Origin of the sequence: Streptomyces sp. NPDC096310, assembly GCF_044763125.1 — a bacterium.
GTDB lineage: Bacteria > Actinomycetota > Actinomycetes > Streptomycetales > Streptomycetaceae > Streptomyces.
The window spans coordinates 50,004-70,066 of sequence record NZ_JBIWFO010000020.1; the positions used below are offsets into that span (position 1 = coordinate 50,004).

Consider the following 20,063-nt stretch of genomic DNA (forward strand, 5'->3'; position numbering starts at 1 on the left):
CACCCGGCGCACGTCAGCAGGCCCGCACGCCAGCACGCACAGGGAAGGAGAGGTGGGGTCAGCATGCCCGGAAACAGGACAACGAGGTCCTGGGCGCTCCTCATGACGCTCACGCTCAGCGCTCTGCTCACCGCCTGCGGCGGTTCCGAGGGGACGAGCGGCGGCGGGAAGGTGACCCTGCGCTACACGTGGTGGGGCAACCCCGACCGGGCGGCCCGTACCGACGAGGCCGTGGCGCTGTTCGAGAAGGAGCACCCCGGGATCGACGTACAGACGTCGTTCGCCGGCTACGACGCGTACAAGCAGAAGCTCGCCACGCAGGCGGCCGGCGGCGACGCGCCCGACGTGATGCAGCTCGACTACCGGATGATCGACCAGTACGCGACGGGCGGGGTCCTGCTGGATCTCGGCACCCAGCCGGCCGCGCTGCGCACGGACGAGATCGACCCCGGGCTGCTGGCCACCGGGGCGGTGGACGGCACGCAGTACGCGATCGTGCAGGCGCGCGGTACGGAGGCCGTCGTGTACGACGCGAAGGAGTGGAAGGTGGCCGGGGTCGCCCCGCCGCGCGCGGGCTGGACCTGGAACGACTGGGCGGACGCGGTGCGTGAGCTGACGCGGCGGACCGGGAAGCCCGGCTCCGTCGACCCGGGGCAGAGCGAGGACTGCTTCGAGGTGTGGCTGCGCGGCCAGGGCAAGTCGCTGTACACCAAGGGCGGCGGGCTCGGTTTCACGGCCGGTGACCTGACCCGGTGGTGGACCTTCGCCGACGGGCTGCGGCGCGAGGGAGTGGTCTCGCCCGCGGAGCAGACCACGCAGCTCGACGGTTCGGTGGAGAACACCCCGCTCGGGCGCGGCAAGGCCGTCTCCGACTTCAACTGGGACGCGCCGTCGAGCGGATTCACGGCACTCGTGACGGACGGGGTGACCCTGGCGCCGATGCCGTCCGGCGAGGACGGGACGCCGGGGCAGTACTTCAAGCCGTCGATGTTCATGGGGGCCGCCGCGAACACCGGGCATCCCAAGGAGGCCGCCCAGCTCATCGACTTCATGATCAACGACAAGGACGCGGCGAAGATCCTCGGCGCGAGCCGCGGCATCCCGGTCAACGAGTCGATCCGCGCGGACGTGGTCCCCGGGCTCAAGGACTTCGACAAGACGGTGGCCGACTACCAGGCGACGGTGGAGGGCGTGCTCAACGACCCCCCGCAGGCCCCGCCCTCGGGTGACAGCGCCCTGCAGACCACCTTCAGCCGCGACTACGACCAGGTGTCGTTCGGGCGGATGTCGCCCCGCGAGGCGGCCGAGAACTACGTCACCGAGGCGAAGGCGGAGCTGAGGTAAATGACCACCACCGACATACCCGCGACCCGCGCGCGCGGCGGTCCGTCCCCCGCGCCGCGGGGGCCGCGCAGGCGCCGGCGCGAGGGCGCCGCCTGGGTCTTCCTCTCCCCCTGGGTGCTCGGCGCGAGCGTGCTGACGCTGCTGCCGATGGCCGTCTCGCTCTATCTGTCGTTCACCGACTACGACATGTTCAACGCGCCGAACTGGGTGGGGCTGCGCAACTACACGCAGATGTTCACCGAGGACCCGCGATACTGGCGTTCGGTGGGCGCGACCCTGGGGTACGTCGTCATCGCCGTACCCCTGCAACTGGCGCTCGCGCTGGCCGTCGCGCTCGCGCTGAAGTCCGTACGGCGCGGCAAGGGGTTCTACCGGTCCGCGTTCTACGCGCCGTCGCTGCTCGGCGCGTCCATGTCGATCGCCCTGGTCTGGCGGGCGATCTTCAACGACGGCGGCACGGTGGACACGCTGCTCGACTCCCTTGGGCTGGGCACGGGCGGCTGGGTCACCCGGCCCGGCTGGGCGCTGCTGGCCGTGGCGCTGCTGACGGTGTGGCAGTTCGGGGCCCCGATGGTGATCTTCCTGGCCGGGCTCCAGCAGATCCCGTCGGAGCTGTACGAGGCCGCGGCGGTGGACGGGGCGGGCCGGGGACGGCAGTTCCTCTCCATCACGCTGCCGATGCTCTCGCCGGTCCTCTTCTTCAACCTGGTGCTCCAGACCATCCAGGCGTTCCAGGTCTTCACACCCGCGTTCGCGGTCAGCGCGGGGAAGGGCGGCCCCGCGGACTCCACGCTCTTCTACACGCTGTACCTGTACGACCGCGGCTTCGTCGCCTCGCACATGGGCTACGCCTCGGCCATGGCCTGGGTGCTGCTGCTCGCGATCGGCGCCGTCACCGCGGTGCTCTTCCGTACCTCGCGTTCCTGGGTCTTCTACGCCAACGAGGAGGCCCGATGACCACCCTGCCCCCCGCCGCGCCCGCTCTGTCCCGCAAGGCGGTTCCCTGGCGCCGGGTCGCCCTGCACGCCGGGTGTCTGGCCGCGCTGCTGGTGATGCTGTATCCGCTGGCCTGGCTGCTGGCCACCTCGCTCAAGCCCGCCGACGAGGTGCTGGCCAGTCTGCGGCTGCTGCCGAGCCGGCTGGAGTGGTCGAACTACACGGCCGCCCTGGAGGGCGTCAACGACGTGACCGTGTGGCGGCTGCTGACCAACTCGCTGCTGATCGCGGGCGGCGCGGTGCTCGGCAACGTCCTGAGCTGCTCGCTGGCGGCGTACGCCTTCGCGCGGCTGCGCTTCCGCTTCCGCGGGCCGCTCTTCGCGTTCATGATCGCGACGATCATGCTGCCGCACCACGCGGTGCTGATCCCGCAGTACATCCTCTTCAACCAGCTCGGAATGGTGAACACCTACTGGCCGCTGATCCTGCCGAAGTTCCTCGCCACCGAGGCGTTCTTCGTCTTCCTCATCGTGCAGTTCATGCGCGGGCTGCCGCGTGAGCTGGAGGAGGCGGCCAGGATCGACGGGTGCGGTCCGTTCCGCAGCTTCTACTCGATCATCCTGCCGCTGATCAGGCCCGCGCTGATCACCACGGCGATCTTCACCTTCATCTGGACGTGGAACGACTTCTTCACCCAGTTGATCTATCTCTTCTCCCCGGAGAAGTTCACGCTGACACTGGCGCTGCGGTCGTTCGTGGACGCCTCCAGCCAGTCGGCGTTCGGCCCGATGTTCGCGATGTCGGTGATCGCGCTGCTGCCGATCGTGCTCTTCTTCCTCGCCTTCCAGCGGTTCCTGGTCGAGGGCATGGCCAACTCCGGGATCAAGGGATGAGCGCGGCCCGGGCCCGGGAGCCGGGCGAGATCTTCGGGCCGCGCACGACGCTCTTCGCCGATGTGCTGAGCGTCGGGCTGATCACGGCCGTGGTCTGTCTGCCGCTGGTCACCGTGCCCGCGGCACTCTCCACGGCCTGCGAGGTGCTGCGCGGGAGCCAGCGGGGCCGGCCGGCCACCGCGGGGCGCTACCTCACCGTGCTGCGGGGACGGCTGCGCCCCGGCGATCTCGCCGCGGGGGCCCTGGCTCTCGCGGGCGCGCTGCTGCTCGTGGCGGATCTGGCGCTGGCGGGCGCCGGGCTGCCGGGGGCGCGGGCGTTCGCCGTGGTGGCGGCGGTGATCGGCGCGTACGCGGTGGTGACGGGGCTGCGCGCGTGCGCGCGCGCCGAGTCGCTCAGCGACTGGCGTACGGCGGTGCGCCGCGCGGCGGGGGACGTGCCCCGGGACCCGGGCGGCAGCGCGCTGGTGCTGCTCGCGCTGGCGGCGGCCGTGCTCTGCGGGTGGATGATGCTGCCGCTGGCGTTTCTGGCGCCGGGGCCGCTCGCGCTGGCGCTCACCGCGGTCGAGGTACGGGGGCGGGGGCGGGGTGTGGGCCTGGCCGCACGCGACGGCTCCGTACGCTGAGCACGGGGGCGCCGGCCGCCGAGGTACTGACGCGGCTCGCTGTCCACCGGGGCCGGCGCCGTACCATCCGGGGATTTCTCCCCATCCGTACACTAAAAATCCATGCCTGCTTCACAATTGACTTGCTTTCAGGATCCGTTGGCGGATACACCTGGGGGACGACCTGGGGAGGGCGTCATCGCTGACGGGGGCAGCGCCCGCCGTGCCACGCGCCGGCGTGTACGCCGCGGTCGCGTCGGGGCACACCATCGCGCCATCGCCGCTCCCCCGGTGCGTCCGCACTCTGACTGGAGGCTGTATGCCGACTCCCGCGAGACCCCGGGCCCGCCGGCACCGGCGGTTCACCCTGCCCGCCGCGCTCACCTGCGTCACCGTACTGGCCGGCGGTGCCCTGGCCGGTCCGGCCTCGGCCGCCGGGGCGGAGGGCGGGCCGCAGGGCACCGTCACCCTGCCCGAGCCGAGCGCCGGCGAACGGCCCGCCTTCTCGGTCCCCGACCGCGGCTCCGCCAAGGCCAGGGGCGCCGTCCCGTCCCGGGCCGGGGCCGCGCGCGCCGCCGTCAACCGCGCCGACTTCAACGGGGACGGTTTCGGTGAGCTGGTCTATCGGACCAACTACGGCTCCGTGTGGGTGGACTGGTCCACCGGCGGGGCCGAGGTCATCTCCGAGGACGACTCCGAGGTCAAGGATCTGCTGCTGCCCGGCGACCTCACCGGTGACGGCACGCCCGACCTGCTCACCCTCTCGCCCACCGGCGCCCTGCGGCTGCACAGCGGGCGAACGCCACCACCGACGGCGGGATGACCTCGTACACCACGCTCAGCACCGGCTGGCAGGCGTACAACAAGCTGTTCGTCCCCGGTGACCTGAACGGGGACGGCAAGCCCGACCTGCTGGCGCGCGGCGCCGCGGGGCTCTTCCTCTTCCCCGGCACCGGGAGCGGCTTCGGCGCCGGGATCCAGGTGGGCGGCGCGGGGTGGAGCCAGTTCGACCAGCTCATCGGGGTGGACGACCTCGACGGGGACGGGCTCGCCGACATCCTCGTGCGCAATGCGACGGGGCTGTACCTCTACCCGGGCAACGGCAGCGTGACCGCCTACCCGTTCAGGGACCGGATCCAGCTCGGCGGCACCGGCTGGCTCCAGTACAACCAGATCGTGGGCGGCGCCGACCTCAGCGGCAACGGCACCCCCGACCTGGTGGCCCGCTCGTACGACGGCACTCTCTACTACTACGAGGGCAACGGCGACGGCACCCTCTCCGCCCGGGAGACGGTCGGCGAGAACTGGGGCACGCTCACCCAGTTCGCGGGCACGGGCAACCCGCCGTTCTTCGGCAAGGACGGGGTCTTCGCCCGTACTCCGGGCGGCGACCTCTACTACTACTTCGCCACCGGTACCGGCCGCCTGAGCGAGCGGTACCTCGTCGGTGAGGGCTGGGATCCGGCCGCCTCGCGGCTGACGCACTCCGTGTCGCTGCGCGCCAACGGCATCTCGGACCTGATCGAGCACAGCACGTACGACGGGGGCCTGTACAACACCGGTCTCTACGCGGCCGACGAGCCGCAGATCGCGGGCGGCTCCAAGGCGTACAACCTGGTGATCGGCCCCGGGGACCTCGACGGCGACGGCAAGAGCGACCTGCTCTCCCGCAGCTCCACCGCGCTGTACTTCAACGCGGGCAGCGGCAACGGCCTGTCGGTGAAGGGCCGGGTGCAGGTCGGCGGCAGCGGCTGGATGCAGTTCAACACGATCGTCGGCGCCGGTGATCTGACCGGTGACGGCCGGGCCGACCTGGTCGCGCGCAGCTCCGAGGGGCTGTTCCTGTACGCGGGCACGGGCGACGCGAGCGCGCCGTTCGGCCCGAAGACGCAGGTGGGCGGCGCGGGCTGGAGCCAGTACAACAAGCTCACGGCTCCCGGCGACCTGAACGGCGACGGCCGCGCGGACCTGCTGGCGTCCAACTCCGCGGGTGAGCTGTACTTCTACGCGGGTACGGGCATCGCCGCGACGCCCTTCAAGGACCGCGTGAAGATCGGCTCCGGCGGCTGGAACCAGTACGCCGACCTGGTCTGACCAGCAACCACACCGGTCCCACCGGACCCTGCCCCGCAGCGGGCACCAGGGCGCCCCGGCCGACGCGTTCCGTCGGCCGGGGCGCTCCGTCATGCCGGGGCGCTCCGTCATGCCGGGGCGCTCCGTCATGCCGGGGCTGAACGCGGTCGTCCGTTTACCACGCCCGCCGAACCCGGGGAAGCGTTCCCGCCTCACATTGGCCGGATCCACTGGACAGCGCGTAAATCCAGCCAAGGATCGGTCACTTCAGGAGCCTCGGGCAACCGGAGGGCGCGTTGTCGGATCTCACAGGTTGCTCACAGCTTCGGTCCGGGCGCATCGGGATGTACCGGCACGAAACGCGAGCCTTACTTCCCTTTCCTGCCCCCGTGGCAGACCCAGGCGAGGAATTCATGACCAGACATCATTACAGCAGTCGTACGCGGCGTTCGGCGATCGCCGGCGCCGCGGCGCTCTCCGTGGTCGCGGGTGTGGCCGGAGCCGCGCCCGTCGCCGGTGCGGCCACCTCGGCCGAGCCGACGGCCCCGCAGCTCAGCCTGATCGCGGCCTCGAACTCGGTGACGCTCGACCGGTGGGAGGGCGAGCCGGGGGTGTACGTGGACCTCGGTACGTATGTCACCGTCGAGGGCGGGCCCCTGGAGTTCCGGGTGAAGCGCGCGGCCGACTTCAAGACGCCCGTGGTCGCCCAGCAGATCATCCACAAGGGCGGCACGACCCGCGTCAAGAACCTCCCGCAGGGGATGGTGAAGGACTTCTCCGGTCTTCAGGGCTTCCTCCAGGTCACCTACACCGACGCCGCCGGTAAGAAGGTGCTGACGACCGACGAGAGCTTCTGCCCGAACAACGCGTCGGGGCGGATACGGCCCGACGCCCCGGCGACCTCGAAGTATCCGGAGAGCTGCCCGACGAACCCCTTCACCCTGGGTTCGGTGTGGGGCGTCGAGAACGGCTGGGCGACCAACACCAGCCGGCGGTACGACGGGCAGCCGGTCGATCTGCCGGCCGGCGAGTACACCGCCAAGGTCTCCGTGGCGAAGCGGTACCGCGACCTGTTCGGCATGGCCGACAATCCGCAGACGGTCAAGGTGACCGTACGGGAGATCAAAATGGACGGCGGGGGCGTGGGCTTCGGCGCGGACGGCAAGTCCGCCCCGTCGGCGCGGGAGCGCGCGGCATCGGGTCACTCCGGCCACACCATGTCCGGCCAGTCCATGAGTGGTCACGCCATGTCCGGCCAGTCCATGTCCGGTCACGCCATGTCCGGCCACTCCATGGGAACCGGCTCGGCGGCGGCGCCCTCCGGGGCGCACGGGGCCCATCCCGACGGCCGGGGCGCCGACGCCCCCACCCCGCCCGAGGTGCCGCACGTTCTCAAGAACGGCGGCAAGGCCGTCAGCAGGTCCGCGCAGCCCGGCGACGGCGCCGGCAGGACCGACGGCTCGCGGATCAAGCCCGCGCTGAAGGCCGCCGCCCAGCGCCCGACCGGCCGGGCGAGCGTCCCCGATGTGCCCAAGCCCGATCTGCGGGCCCTGCCCGCCTGGGACATCGCCATCACGGACGGCGAGGACGGCGACATCCCGGGCAAGGACTACCTGGCGTTCAGCGCCAATGTCTGGAACGCGGGCCCCGCGCCGCTGGTGGTGGACGGCTTCCGTACCCCCGGCAAGGACCTGATGGACGCGTACCAGTACTTCTACGACGCCGACGGCAAGCAGGTCGGGTACTCCCCCTCCGGGACCATGGAGTGGGACGCCCGGGTGGGCCACGAGCACTGGCACTTCACCGACTTCGCCAGCTACCGGCTGCTCGGCGCCGACCAGAAAGAGGTCGTGCGCAGCGGCAAGGAGGCGTTCTGCCTGGCCAACACCGACGCCATCGACTACACGGTGAAGAACGCCAACTGGGCGCCGAACAACACCGACCTGTCCACCGCGTGCGGTGAGCAGAGCTCGATCTCGGTGCGCGAGGTGCTGGACGTCGGCTCCGGTGACACGTACACCCAGTACCGTCCCGGCCAGTCCTTCGAGATCACGGACCTGCCGAACGGCACCTACTACATCGAGGTGCTCGCCAACCCCGAGAACCGGCTGCACGAGACCGACCTGTCCAACAACGTCGCGCTGCGCAAGGTGGTCCTGAGCGGCGAGCCGGGCGCCCGCACGGTGACCGTGCCCCCGCACCACCTGGTCACCGCCCCGTGACCGAAGTCCGCTGAACGCCCCGGTCCCGGGCTGCCCACACCGCCCGGGGCCGGGGTCCCGCGCGGCGTTCGACCCATACGTCCGCAAGCGTACGCATCCTCAATTCCACTTCGTTTCCTCACCATGTCATGACTACGACATCCCGTCAGTTCTCCTTGAACCCGGCCACCGCGCTGGGCGATCGTCTCGGTACAGCAACGCCAACGCGCAGAACTACCCGCCGGCCCCGGTCCCGGAGGCGATCACCGTCGGGGCGACGACCAGCACCGACGCGCGGGCCGGTTACTCCAACTACGGTGCACGGGAAGCCCTCTTCGCCCCCGGCAGCGCCATCACCGGCGCCTGGAACTCCTCGGACACGGCGACCAGTTCGATCTCCGGCACCTCGATGGCCACCCCCGCATGTCGCCGGGGCGGCGGCGGTGTACCTCGCCGGGCACCCGGGCGCCGCTCCGGCGCGGGTCGCCACGGCGCTGGTGAACGGTGCCACCTCCGGGGCGGTGACCACCCCGGGCACCGGCTCACCCGACAAACTGCTGCGCCTCGTCCCGTAAGGGACCCGGCCACCGCCGCCGAACCGGCCCTCCGAAGGCCGGTGCACAGGGCGCCCGTCGCCGGCCAGGCGGCGGGCGCCGCACCGTCTCAGCGGTCGAAGCCGATCCGGGCCAGGCGCACCGGGCCGCCCAGGGTGACGCGCAGGTCGGCCACGCCGGTGAGCGGGGCTTCCGCGTGGAGCGTCGTGTACGCGTACGGGCCTCCCCCGGCCGGCGGGACTTCGACGAACGCGACGGTCCCGGCGCCCGCGAGCGAGATCTCCACCGAGCCCTCGCCCGCCACCTCCACGGAGACGGTGGCCACCCCTTCCCCGAAGTCGCAGCCCTTGAAGAGCAGTTCGCCGGAGCCGTGCAGCGGGGTCACCGCGTCGCCGGAGATCTTCGTCCGGTCGACGATCGCGGTGCCTGTCTGCTCGTCGTAGTCGGCGGCGGACACGCCGTCCTTCACCACCGAGCGGGGGCGCGGGGTCTCGCCCTCGACGGCGACCGGGACCGAGCAGCGGATGTCCGCGCTGGAGGCGGCGGCCTCGAAGACATACATTCCCGCCGGTACGGTCCACGCCCCGTGCGCCACGTCGTAGTGGCCGAGGGCGGCCGTGGGCACGGTCAGCCCGACCGTACGTGAGGCCCCGGCGTCGAGCCGGACGCGGGCATGGCCGGCCAGCCGCCGGTGCGGGCGGTCCGGGCGGGGCACGGCCTCCCGTACGTAGAGCTGCACGACCTCGTCGGAGGCGCGGGGGCCGGTGTTGGTGACCGTGACGCGGGCCCGGACGGTGGTGTCGAGGGCGCCGGGCGGGTCCACCACCAGGTCGTCGTAGTCGAAGGACGTGTACGACAGCCCGTGGCCGAAGGCGTAGAGCGGCGCGCCGTCGAAGTAGAGATAGGTCTGCCGTCCGCCGATGATGTCGTAGTCGAGCAGGCCCGGCAGATCGGTGTCGGCGGCGTACCAGGTCTGCGGCAGCCGGCCCGCCGGGGAGATGTCGCCGGCCAGGACGCGGGCGAGCGCGGTGCCCGCCGCCTGTCCGCCGTGGGCCGTCCACAGCAGCGCCGGGAGCGTGGCGTGCGCGTCGGTCACGGCGTAGGGGTAGGCCGAGGTCAGCGCGAGGACGGTGTGCGGGTTGGCGGCGTGGGCGGCGCGCCACAGCCGGTCCTGATGGCCGGGCAGGGCGAGGGTGTCGCGGTCCTCGGTCTCGCGGCCGTTGATGTGCGGGTCGTTGCCCGCCACGACGACGACCACGTCCGCGCCGGCCGCGGCGCGCGCCACCGCCTCCTCTCCGCGCTCGGTGATCACGAACTCGAAAGGCTCGCCCAGGTCGGCAACCTTCAGGCCATCGGCGGCGACTGAGACATATCGGCCGGTTCCCAGATGCAGGAGGAGGTGTCCGTCCCGATGTTCTTCGAGCCGGAACGTCTCCTGGACGACCCAGCCGCCCGGCTGGTCCGCGGCGGCCCGTACGTACCCGTCCTCGGCGACCGACAGATAGCGGCCGTCGGGGGCGCGCAGGGTGAGGATCCCGCCGCCCCAGTCGACCAGGGCGAGTTCGGCCGCGTCCGCCTCGCTCGCCGCGGCGGTCAGCGGGGGCAGATCGGTGCGGCCCGCGAGCAGCGCCGGGTCGAGGGCGCCCTCCGCCGCGCGCGCCGTGGTCCGCTCGGCCTCCGGTGTGCCGGGGCCCGGTACGGTCACCCATCCGCCGGCCCCGGTGGCCCGCAGCCGTACCCGGTCCACGCCTTCGGCGAAGGTGACGTGGTCGGCGCCGAAGCGCTCGCGGATCCCGTCGAGCGGGGTGGAGCGGTGGATGAGGGTGCCGCTGTACCAGTCGAGTTTGCACTCGTCGGCGAGGAGTCCGGCCACCGCGATCCGCCGGCCCGGCGCGAGGGGCAGCAGGCCGTCGTTCTTGAGCAGGACGACGGCCTGCTCGGCGGCCTCCTGGGCGAGCGCCCGGTGTCCGGGGGTGTCCCAGCCGTCCTCGGGCGAGATGTCCGCGTACGGGTCGAGGCCCGGGTCGAACTCGCCGAGGGCGAAGCGGACGGTCAACTGGCGCCGTACGGCGGTGTCGATGTCGTCCTGGTCGATCAGCCCCCGTTCCAGGGCGCCCCGGATCCGGGCGGTGATGAGGGAGGGGTCGGTGCCGTGATCGGTGAAGCTGTCGACGCCGGCGCGCAGCGAGGCGGCGGTGGCCTCCTCGTGGGTGGCGTAGTACGCCTCGGAGTCGACGAGGTTGCTGGGCGCGCCCGCGTCGGAGCAGACGAGCAGGTCCCGGTCGGTCCAGGTGCGCAGGTGCTCGCGCAGATACGGGGAGACGTGGTTGGGGCGTCCGTTGACCAGGTTGTACGCGGGCATGACGCCGGCCACGGCGCCCGCCTCGACGGCCGCGCGGAAGGCCCGCAGGTCGTACTCGTGCAGGACGCGCGGCCGGACGGAGGAGGATGTGGTGTCGCGCGCGGTCTCGTTGTTGTGGGCGAGCCAGTGCTTGAGCACGGGTGCCGTACGCCAGAAGTCCGGGTGGTCGCCGCGCAGGCCCCGGGTGTAGGCGACGGCGATGGCGGAGGTCAGTGCCGGGTCCTCCGCGTACCCCTCCTCGTTCCTGCCCCACCAGGGGTGGCGCAGCAGATTGACCGTGGGGGACCACACGTTGAGTCCGACCCGGTCGTCGCGGGTGCGCATGGCCCGTGCCTCGGTGGAGACGGCCTCGCCGATCCGGCGCACGAGGTCCTCGTTCCAGGTGGCGCCGAGTGCGACGGCCTGCGGGAACACGGTCGCCGGTCCCATCCAGGCCACTCCGTGCAGCGCCTCCTGTCCGGTACGGAAGGCCGCGACGCCCAGGCGTTCCACCGCCGGCGCGTACTGGTGCAGCAGGGCGCTCCTCTCGTCCGTGGTGAGCCGGCCGAGGAGGTCGTCGACGCGCTCGGCGCGGGGCAACTGCGGGTCGCGGAAGGGCGGCTGGTCTGGCGTCACGGGCGTGTCCCCTTGGCGGTGTTCGAGGGTGGCTCTCGGGTGGAAGGACTTTCGAAGCGCTTCGATGCTCCGAGTCCCGTCGTCGCATGTCAAGGCGTACCCCGGCACCGGTCGGGTGTCCCTGGGGAGCGGCAACGCACTCTGTTCCTGCCCTTGTTGATAAGGCCCGATGCGTCGTCAAGGAATCTTGGGATCGGCTCTTGTGCCCCTCGGGGCCTTGATTTAACCTCGCAGCAACATCGAAGCGCTTCGACAGTTTCGACAGTTCCTGGCCGTCCCGCGGGACGGCCCTGTCGTGCACCACCGCTTCGGATCGGCCGGATACACCGCTCACGCCCGTTCCACGTATGACATCGCAGCCGACCGGCGGCCCTCCGCCGGGTGTTCCGGCGCACCACGAAGGGTTGACGCAATGACGCCGAAGTCCTCCTCCGCCCCCAGCCGGAGAAGCTTCCTCGCCTCCACGGCGGTCGCCGCCGCCGCGGTGGCCGGCGGGGCACCGCTGCTCACCGCCTGTGGCGGCGGGCAGAGCGGGAAGAAGGAGGGCACCACCTCCGGGAAGGACGCGCAGAAGATCCTTCCCACCTTCGTGGCGCAGAGTGTCGTCCCGCCGGACATCCCGTCCAGGAACGGCTCCTCGGCGGGGTTCACCCAGGTCATCCCGGCCGCCGAGCTGAAGACCTCCGTTCCGCAGAAGCTCGGCAAGGGGAGCACCATCAGAATCATGTCCCCGTTCTGGGGGACGCCGCCGGCCGGTTCGAACGCCTACTACAAGGCGATGAACGAGGCGATCGGGGTGGAGACGGTCTGGCAGAACCAGGACGGGAACACCTACGACGAGAAGCTGGGGGCGGTGCTCGCCTCCAGCGACATCCCCGACATGGTGATCCTGCCCGGCTGGAACCTGACCGGGAAGATCCCCGGCGCGGTCAACGCCAAGTTCGAGGATCTGGGCCCCCATCTCTCGGGTGACAAGGTCAAGGACTTCCCGCACCTCGCGGCCGTCCCGACCGACGCGTGGCAGCGCTCGATCTTCGGCGGGGCGCTGCGCGGTATCCCGATGCCCGCCTCGTACGTCGTGAACATCGCCCCCTTCTACCGCAAGGACATCTTCGACAAGAAGGGGTACGAACTCCCCACGACGGCGGACGAGTTCCTGGCCTTCGCCAAGGACATCACCAGCGCCAGGTCGAAGGTGTGGGCCTGCGACGACCTGAAGTGGACCGCCTTCAATGTGTTCGGTGTGCTGTCGGGCAGCGACAAGGCGCTGTGGTGGGATCTGGTCGACGGCAAGCTCGTGAACCGTATCGAGACGCCCGAGTACCTCGAAGCCCTGGAGTGGACGAGGAAGCTGTACGCGGCCAATGTCGTCCACCCGGACGCCCGGGCGGTACAGGGCGACGCGGGCAACCGGTTCACCTCGGGCCAGGTGCTGATCTACAACCAGGACCTGTCGCACTGGTACGCCAAGACCGTCGAGCAGACCGGCAGGACCAAGGCCGAGTTCGAGATGGGCGCGATGGACATCTTCGGCCACGACGGCGGGGATCCGCGGCTCTACGCCGTGCAGCCCGCGAGCATCTGGGCCTTCGTGAAGAAGGGTTCGTCGGAGAAGCTGATCAGGGACGTGCTGGCCATCTCCAACTTCACCGCGGCGCCGTACGGCACCAAGGAGCGGATGCTCACCGACTACGGCGTCGAGGGCACCCACTACACGGTGAAGGACGGGCTGCCGGTCAAGAACGACCAGGGCAACATCGATGTCGTCGGCGCCTTCGACTACACCGGTGACCCGGCCCCGTACATCGCCCACCCGGACCGCTCCGACATCGCCAAGGCCCAGGTGGAGTGGCAGCAGCGGATGGGGGCCTTCACCACGAAGACCGCCTTCTACGGGCTGACCGTCACCGAACCCAACCGCTGGACCAACCTCGCGGACAACTTCGAGCAGTTGGAGGACGACATCGTCCGCGGCCGGAAGAAGGTCGGTGACATGCAGCAGGCCGTCTCCGAGTGGAAGAGCCAGGGCGGCGACAAGCTGCGCGACTGGTACAAGAAGCTGCTCGACGAGTCCGGCTCAGCCGCGAACTGACGCACACGACGCAAGGAGTTCACCGTGTCGCACAGCGCAGTGCCGGACGCGCCGCCCGCCGAGGACGGCGATCCGGCCCGGACGGCGGGAGCGGCGGGCGGCCCGCGGTCGCGGGCGAAGGCCCTTCCCCGGGCGGCGGGAAGGAAGCCGGCCCCGGGGAAGGGGAGGAAGGGGAAGGAGCCGAAGCTCGGCCGGCGGATCCGGCTGCGGCGGGACCGCACCCTCATCCTGATGACCCTGCCGGCGCTGTTGCTGGTCCTGGTCTTCAACTACATACCGATCCTCGGCAATGTCGTCGCCTTCCAGGACTACGACCCGTATCTCAGCGACAACGGCTTCCTCGCCATGGTCCAGAGCCCCTGGGTCGGCTTCGAGCAGTTCCAGCGGATCTTCGCGGACTCCGCGTTCTGGGCGGCGGCGCAGAACACCCTTGTCCTGTTCCTCCTGCAACTCGTGCTCTACTTCCCGGTCCCCATCGCGTTGGCGCTGCTCATCAACAGTGTGATCAGGCCCCGGGTGCGGGCGGTCGCGCAGGCCGTCATGTACCTTCCCCACTTCTTCTCCTGGGTGCTGGTCGTCACCGTCTTCCAGCAGATCTTCGGAGGCGCGGGGATCATCGCGCAGACCTTGCGGCAGCACGGTGTCGAGGGCTTCGACCTGATGACCGACCCCGGCATCTTCAAGTTCCTGGTGACGGCCGAGGGCGTCTGGAAGGACGCCGGGTGGGGCATCATCGTCTTCCTCGCCGCGCTCTCCTCCGTCAACCACGAGCTGTACGAGGCGGCGGCCATGGACGGCGCGGGCCGCTGGCGGCGGATGTGGCATGTCACCCTGCCCGCCCTGCGCCCGGTGATCGCCCTGCTGCTGGTGCTGCGGGTGGGCGACGCGCTGACCGTCGGCTTCGAGCAGATCCTGCTCCAGCGGGACGCCGTGGGGCGGGACGCGGCGGAGGTGCTGGACACCTTCGTGTGGTGGTCGGGCATCAGGAACCAGGACTTCAGCTACGCGGCCGCGGCCGGTCTGATCAAGGGGGTCATCGGGCTCGGGCTGGTCCTCACGGCCAACAAGGTCGCCCATCTCATGGGTGAGCAGGGGGTGTACAAGAAGTGAGCCTCACCGACACCGACCCCGGTAGCGGCCCCGCGGCGCGCACCGACGCCGGCGGCTCCGGACCCTCCGGTACGGGCGGCGGGGCGCCGGGCCGCTGGGCCGCGCCGCCGCGTCCCGTGTGGGAGGAGGAGCCGACCAGGGCGGGGCTCGCGGGCAAGGGCATCGCGCTGACGGCCGCCTGCTTCGCGATCCTCTTCCCGCTGTGGATCGTGATCGTCACCAGCCTCTCCTCCCGGGACACCATCAACAAGGCCGGCGGGCTGGTGGTGATCCCCCAGGACATCACCTTCGTCGCCTACCAGGAACTGCTCGGCGGCGGCCAGGTGCAGCGCGCCGCCCTGGTCAGCCTCGGGGTGACCCTGGTGGGCACACTGTTCAGCATGACGGTGTCCGTGCTGTGCGCGTACGGGCTCGTCCGTACGAACTCGCTCGGGCACCGCTGGATCCTGATGACCCTGCTCGCCACCCTGTTCTTCGGGGCCGGTCTGATCCCCACGTATCTGCTGGTGCAGGCGCTCGGGCTGACCGACACCTATCTGGCGCTGATCCTGCCGAGCGCGGTGAGCGTGTTCAACATCCTGGTGCTGCGCTCGTTCTTCATGAACATCTCCCCGGAGCTGATGGACAGCGCGCGCATCGACGGCGCGGGCGACCTGCGGATCCTCTGGGGGATCGTCATGCCGCTCTCGCGTGCGGTCATCGCGGTCATCGCGCTGTTCTACGCGGTCGGCTACTGGAGCGCCTGGTTCAACGCGTCGATCTACCTGACCGACCAGGACATGATGCCGCTCCAGAACGTGATGATCCAGCTCGTCCAGAAGCAGGAGCCGCCGACCGGACTCGGCCAGCAGATCAAGACCGGACAGCTCTCGCCGCTCTCCGTACAGATGGCAGTCATGGTGCTGGCGCTGCTCCCCGTCGCGGTCGCCTCGCCGTTCGTCCAGAAGCACTTCAGGAAGGGCATGCTCACCGGCGCCGTCAAGGGCTGAGAGCGTCCCGGCCGCGCACCACCGGCAGACCACCCCGCTCGTCCACTCCCCCCACCGACGGAAGGTGATGTCATGTCCGAGCCGCACCAGGGACACAGCAGACGTACCGTGCTCGCCACCGCGTCCGGCGCCGCCGTGGCGCTCGCCCTGACCGGCGCGTCCGCCGCGACCGCCGCGCCCAGGCCGGGCGCCGCGCGGGACGGGGCCGCCGCCGCGGCCGCCGCGCAGGCGTACCGCTGGCGCACCGCGGCCATCGGCGGCACCGGCTTCATCACCGGTGTGCTCTTCCACCCGGCGGTCAAGGGCCTCGCGTACGCCCGTACCGACATCGGCGGCGCGTACCGCTGGGACGACGCGACCGCGACCTGGACCGCGCTCACCGACCATCTCGGCTGGGACGACTACAACCTGCTCGGGGTCGAGGCCCTCGCCGTCGATCCGGCCCAGCCCGACCGGGTCTATCTCGCGCTCGGCGCCTACGCGCAGTCCTGGGCGGGCAACGGCGCCGTACTGCGCTCCACGGACCGGGGGGCGACCTGGAGCCGCACCGATCTCACCGTGAAGCTCGGCGCCAACGAGGACGGGCGCGGCACCGGGGAGCGGCTGCTCGTCTCGCCGCTGAGCAGCGACACGCTCTACCTCGGAACCCGGCACGACGGGCTCCTCAGGTCGACCGACCGGGGCGCGACCTGGTCCACCGCGGCCTTCCCGCCCGCCCCGAACCCCTCCGGCCAGGGCATCACCCTGCTGGTGGCCGCCGGGCGGGTGGTGTACGCGGGGTGGGGCGACGGCGGCAGCGCCCTCTACCGTACGAGCGACGGGGTGACCTGGGAGGCCGTTCCCGGCCAGCCGTCCGGCGCGTCGGCGCAGGTGCCCGTCCGGGCGGCGTACGACGCGAACACCCGCGCCCTGTACGTCACGTACGCCAACACACCGGGACCCAACAACCAGACCGACGGCTCGGTCCGCCGGCTCGACACCGCGACCGGTGCCTGGACGGATGTGACCCCGGTCAAGCCGACCGGGGGCGACCCCTTCGGCTACGGCGGTGTGACCGTCGACGCCCGGGTCGCCGGTACGGTCGTGGTCTCCACCAACAATCGCTGGGGGCCGGTCGACACCCTGTTCCGCTCCACCGACGGCGGCCGGAGCTGGACCTCGCTCAAGGACACCGCGGTCCTGGACGTACGGGAGACCCCGTATCTCAACTGGGGTGGTTCCGCGCCCAAGTTCGGCTGGTGGATCCAGGCCGTCGCCCTCGACCCTTACGACTCCCGGCACCTGGTGTTCGGGACGGGCGCCACCCTGTACGGGACCCGCGACCTGGTGCGCTGGGCACCGCGGATCCGCGGCCTGGAGGAGTCCGCGGTGCGCCAGCTCCTCTCCCCGCCCACCGGGACGGCCCCGCTGCTGAGCGCTCTCGGTGACATCGGGGTGATGTACCACGACTCGCTGACCACCTCCCCCTCCCGGGGCATGGCGGCGAACCCGGTCTTCGGCTCGGCCACCGGGCTGGCGCTGGCCACCCTGAAACCCGCGTACGTGGTGCGGGCCGGCTGGGGCGACGCGGGCAACGGGGCGTACTCGAACGACGGCGGGAAGAGCTGGGCGCCGTTCGCCGCGCAGCCCGCGATCGCCTCCACCGCACCGGGGCCGATCGCGGTGAGCGCCGACGGCGCCACCCTGCTGTGGTCGTTCGTCCACTGGGACGGTACGAAGCACCCCGGTTTCCGCTCCACCGACAACGGCGCCGCCTGGAGCGAGGTGACCACGTTCCCCAAGGGCGCGGTGCCGGTCGCGGACCCGGTGGACCCCCGGCGGTTCTACGTGTACGACACCGACGGCGGCGCGGTGTACCGGTCCACGGACGGCGGCGCGACCTTCGTGCAGGGCGCCTCGGGGCTGCCCTCGGGGGATGTCCAGTTCCGGATCGCGGCGGCGCCCGGCCGCACCGGCGATCTGTGGCTCTCCGCCAAGTGGAACGGCCTGTACCGGTCCACCGACGGCGGTACGTCCTTCACCAAGCTCACGAGCTGCTGGGGCTCGTACGCCCTCGGCTTCGGCCGGGCGGCCCCGGGCGCCTCGTACCCCGCCGTCTTCCAGACCGGCGCCACGGAGAACTTCGTCGGTGTGTACCGCTCCGACGACACCGGCACCACCTGGATCCGGATCAACGACGACGCACACCAGTGGGGGTGGACCGGTGAGACGATCACCGGCGATCCCCGTGTCCACGGCCGGGTCTATCTCGGCACCAACGGCCGTGGCATCCAGTACGGAGACCCCGTCTGATGCCTTCCCTGAACGACTCGACGCGGGGCCGGGTGCTGTTCGGCGGCGACTACAACCCCGAGCAGTGGCCCGAGGAGATCTGGTCCGAGGATGTGACGCTGATGAGGGAGGCCGGGGTCAACTCCGTCACCCTGGGCGTCTTCTCCTGGGCGAAGCTCGAACCGCGCCCGGGGGCACGGAACTTCGGCTGGCTGGACCGGCTGATGGATCTCATGGACGGCAACGGCATCGGGGTGGTCCTGGCCACCCCGACCGCCTCGCCGCCGCCCTGGATGGGCGCCCGCCACCCGGAGACCCTGCCGCGCGACGAGGACGGCAGAACCGTGTGGTGGGGCTCGCGCCAGCAGTTCTGCGCCAGCTCCGCCGTCTACCGCGAGTACGCCGCCGCGCTCACCGAGGATCTGGCGGAGCGGTACGGCGGCCATCCGGCGCTGCGCATGTGGCACATCAACAACGAGTACTGCACGCACTGCTGGTGCGACGGTACGGCCCGGCACTTCCGGTCCTGGCTGCGGGCCAGGTACGGCGGGCTCGACACGCTCAACGAAGCCTGGGGAACGGCCTTCTGGAGCCAGGGGTACGACTCCTGGGAGGAGATCATCCCGCCCCGGCGCGCCCAGTACATGAAGAATCCCGGGCAGGCCCTGGACTTCCGGCGCTTCACCTCCGACGCGCTGCTGGAGTGCTACGTCGCCGAGCGGGACATCGTCCGGCGCCATACCCCGGCCGTCCCGGTCACCACCAACTTCATGCCGTTCTGGATCGGTCAGGACGCCTGGAAGTGGGCGGAGCACGAGGACATCGTCTCGGTCGACATCTATCCGGACCCGAAGGACCCCGGCGGCGGTCAACTGGGCGCGATGATCGGTGACATGACGCGCTCCCAGGCGAGGGGCCCCTGGGCGCTGATGGAGCAGGCGGCGGGCCCGGTCAACTGGCGGGGCGTCAACCATCCCAAACCGTACGGGCTGAACCGGCTCTGGTCGCTCCAGTCCCTGGCCCGCGGGGCCGACGCGATTCTCTACTTCCAGTGGCGCCAGTCACGGCAGGGCGCCGAGAAGTTCCACTCGGGCATGCTCAGCCACGCGGGCGAGAGGGGCCGCACCTTCCGCGAGATCAAGCGGATCGGCGCGGATCTCGCGCTGCTGGGACCGCGGGTGTCGGGCGCCCGGGTGACGGCGGAGACGGCCGTCCTGCACGACTGGGACTCCTGGTGGGCGGACCAGCAGGAGGGGCGGCTCTCCAGCCACCTCGACCACTCCCGGATCGTACGGGCCTGGCACCACGCCCTGTGGGAGTCGAACGTGCCGACCGACTTCGCCCGCCCCGACCACGACCTGAGCGCGTACCGGCTGGTCGTCGTCCCGCATCTCTATCTGCTCGACGACACCGCGATCGAGAACCTGACCGGCTATGTCGCGGGCGGCGGCACCCTGGTGTGCGGCTTCCTCACCGGGGTCGCCGACGAGGACGACCGCGTGCGGGCCGGCGGCATGGACGAGCGGCTGCGGGCGCTGTTCGGCATCCGCACGCTCCACGAGTGGTGGCCGCTCGACGCGGACGAGAGCGTGGAGTGCGACGGGTTCCGCGCGAGCCTCTGGTCGGAGGAGCTGGAACTGTCCACGGGCGAGGCCGTCGCGTCGTACCGCGCCGGTGAGCTGGCCGGGCTGCCGGCCGTCGTCCGCCGGGGCAGGGCCTGGTACCTCTCGACGCTCCCCGAACCGGCGGCCCTGCGCGCGCTGCTGGCGCGGGTGGCCGAGGGCGCCGGGGTCTCCCCCACGCTGGAGGGGCTGCCCGAGGGCGTGGAGGCGGTGCGCCGCGGCGATCTGCTCTTCCTGCTCAACCACGGCCCGAAGAGTGTCACGGTCCCGGTCGACGGCCACCATCACGAGGTGCTCGGCGACCGGCCCGTGGACGGGGTTGTCGAGCTGGACCGCTTCGGCGTCGCCGTCCTGCGCCCGCGCCCGCTCCCGGCGTAGGACGGCTCCGTACCGCACCAC

At 71.3% G+C, this 20,063-nt stretch carries 13 protein-coding genes and 1 pseudogene; 13 read left to right on the top strand and 1 reads right to left on the bottom strand.

The genetic code is table 11. The annotated features are described in order from the left end of the window. The first annotated feature begins 63 nt into the window (after positions 1-63). The 8 genes and pseudogenes from ACIQ7D_RS28715 to ACIQ7D_RS28750 form a co-directional block, all read left to right on the top strand. Positions 64-1,344 (top strand): ABC transporter substrate-binding protein, encoded by a 1,281-nt coding sequence (locus tag ACIQ7D_RS28715; protein WP_403942342.1) that lies wholly within the window; start codon positions 64-66, stop codon positions 1,342-1,344. After that, entirely contained in the window at positions 1,345-2,301 is a 957-nt protein-coding gene (locus tag ACIQ7D_RS28720) for a carbohydrate ABC transporter permease (protein WP_403942345.1), read from the top strand. Next, a complete protein-coding gene (locus tag ACIQ7D_RS28725; RefSeq protein ID WP_403942346.1) occupies positions 2,298-3,173 on the top strand; it encodes a carbohydrate ABC transporter permease in 876 nt (291 codons plus the stop codon). The genes ACIQ7D_RS28720 and ACIQ7D_RS28725 overlap by 4 nt, the downstream gene beginning before the upstream one ends. Then, on the top strand, positions 3,170-3,796 hold the full coding sequence (locus ACIQ7D_RS28730) for a hypothetical protein (protein ID WP_403942348.1): 627 nt from the start codon (positions 3,170-3,172) through the stop codon (positions 3,794-3,796). The genes ACIQ7D_RS28725 and ACIQ7D_RS28730 overlap by 4 nt, the downstream gene beginning before the upstream one ends. A gap of 298 nt (positions 3,797-4,094) precedes the next feature. Further along, complete coding sequence (locus ACIQ7D_RS28735; protein ID WP_403942351.1) at positions 4,095-4,598, top strand: FG-GAP repeat domain-containing protein; 504 nt, start codon at positions 4,095-4,097, stop codon at positions 4,596-4,598. Next, positions 4,595-5,869 carry an FG-GAP repeat domain-containing protein gene (locus tag ACIQ7D_RS28740; RefSeq protein ID WP_403942353.1) on the top strand — a complete coding sequence of 425 codons (1,275 nt, stop codon included), beginning with the start codon at positions 4,595-4,597 and terminating at the stop codon, positions 5,867-5,869. Before ACIQ7D_RS28735 ends, ACIQ7D_RS28740 begins: the two co-directional genes overlap by 4 nt. Positions 5,870-6,261: 392 nt before the next feature. After that, on the top strand, positions 6,262-8,070 hold the full coding sequence (locus tag ACIQ7D_RS28745) for a lysyl oxidase family protein (protein ID WP_403942355.1): 1,809 nt from the start codon (positions 6,262-6,264) through the stop codon (positions 8,068-8,070). 193 nt (positions 8,071-8,263) lie between these two features. Then, positions 8,264-8,624: pseudogene (locus tag ACIQ7D_RS28750) on the top strand (S8 family serine peptidase); the annotation flags it as partial. 88 nt (positions 8,625-8,712) lie between these two features. Here the strand turns inward: ACIQ7D_RS28750 and ACIQ7D_RS28755 are convergent. Beyond that, positions 8,713-11,580, bottom strand: coding sequence for a glycoside hydrolase family 3 C-terminal domain-containing protein (locus ACIQ7D_RS28755; RefSeq protein ID WP_403942357.1), 2,868 nt, complete (start codon positions 11,578-11,580; stop codon positions 8,713-8,715). A 412-nt stretch (positions 11,581-11,992) separates the two neighbouring features. Between ACIQ7D_RS28755 and ACIQ7D_RS28760 the strand changes: the two genes are divergently transcribed. The 5 genes from ACIQ7D_RS28760 to ACIQ7D_RS28780 all read left to right on the top strand — a co-directional run bounded on the left by ACIQ7D_RS28760 (position 11,993) and on the right by ACIQ7D_RS28780 (position 20,042). After that, positions 11,993-13,672, top strand: coding sequence for an extracellular solute-binding protein (locus ACIQ7D_RS28760; protein WP_403942359.1), 1,680 nt, complete (start codon positions 11,993-11,995; stop codon positions 13,670-13,672). 24 nt (positions 13,673-13,696) lie between these two features. Then, positions 13,697-14,782, top strand: a complete 1,086-nt coding sequence (locus ACIQ7D_RS28765; protein WP_403942361.1) for an ABC transporter permease — start codon at positions 13,697-13,699, stop codon at positions 14,780-14,782. Continuing rightward, positions 14,779-15,771, top strand: a complete 993-nt coding sequence (locus tag ACIQ7D_RS28770; RefSeq protein WP_403942363.1) for a carbohydrate ABC transporter permease — start codon at positions 14,779-14,781, stop codon at positions 15,769-15,771. The genes ACIQ7D_RS28765 and ACIQ7D_RS28770 overlap by 4 nt, the downstream gene beginning before the upstream one ends. 72 nt (positions 15,772-15,843) lie before the next feature. Next, complete coding sequence (locus ACIQ7D_RS28775; RefSeq protein ID WP_403942366.1) at positions 15,844-18,063, top strand: 1,4-beta-glucanase; 2,220 nt, start codon at positions 15,844-15,846, stop codon at positions 18,061-18,063. Next, positions 18,063-20,042, top strand: a complete 1,980-nt coding sequence (locus ACIQ7D_RS28780; RefSeq protein ID WP_403942368.1) for a beta-galactosidase — start codon at positions 18,063-18,065, stop codon at positions 20,040-20,042. Before ACIQ7D_RS28775 ends, ACIQ7D_RS28780 begins: the two co-directional genes overlap by 1 nt. Positions 20,043-20,063 lie beyond the last annotated feature (21 nt).

Coding starts and splice junctions, on each gene's coding strand:
- ACIQ7D_RS28775 (WP_403942366.1), top strand. CDS start 15,844: ATGTCCGAGCCGCACCAGGGACACAGCAGACGTACCGTGCTCGCCACC.
- ACIQ7D_RS28720 (WP_403942345.1), top strand. CDS start 1,345: ATGACCACCACCGACATACCCGCGACCCGCGCGCGCGGCGGTCCGTCC.
- ACIQ7D_RS28780 (WP_403942368.1), top strand. CDS start 18,063: ATGCCTTCCCTGAACGACTCGACGCGGGGCCGGGTGCTGTTCGGCGGC.
- ACIQ7D_RS28745 (WP_403942355.1), top strand. CDS start 6,262: ATGACCAGACATCATTACAGCAGTCGTACGCGGCGTTCGGCGATCGCC.
- ACIQ7D_RS28730 (WP_403942348.1), top strand. CDS start 3,170: ATGAGCGCGGCCCGGGCCCGGGAGCCGGGCGAGATCTTCGGGCCGCGC.
- ACIQ7D_RS28760 (WP_403942359.1), top strand. CDS start 11,993: ATGACGCCGAAGTCCTCCTCCGCCCCCAGCCGGAGAAGCTTCCTCGCC.
- ACIQ7D_RS28740 (WP_403942353.1), top strand. CDS start 4,595: ATGACCTCGTACACCACGCTCAGCACCGGCTGGCAGGCGTACAACAAG.
- ACIQ7D_RS28715 (WP_403942342.1), top strand. CDS start 64: ATGCCCGGAAACAGGACAACGAGGTCCTGGGCGCTCCTCATGACGCTC.
- ACIQ7D_RS28735 (WP_403942351.1), top strand. CDS start 4,095: ATGCCGACTCCCGCGAGACCCCGGGCCCGCCGGCACCGGCGGTTCACC.
- ACIQ7D_RS28725 (WP_403942346.1), top strand. CDS start 2,298: ATGACCACCCTGCCCCCCGCCGCGCCCGCTCTGTCCCGCAAGGCGGTT.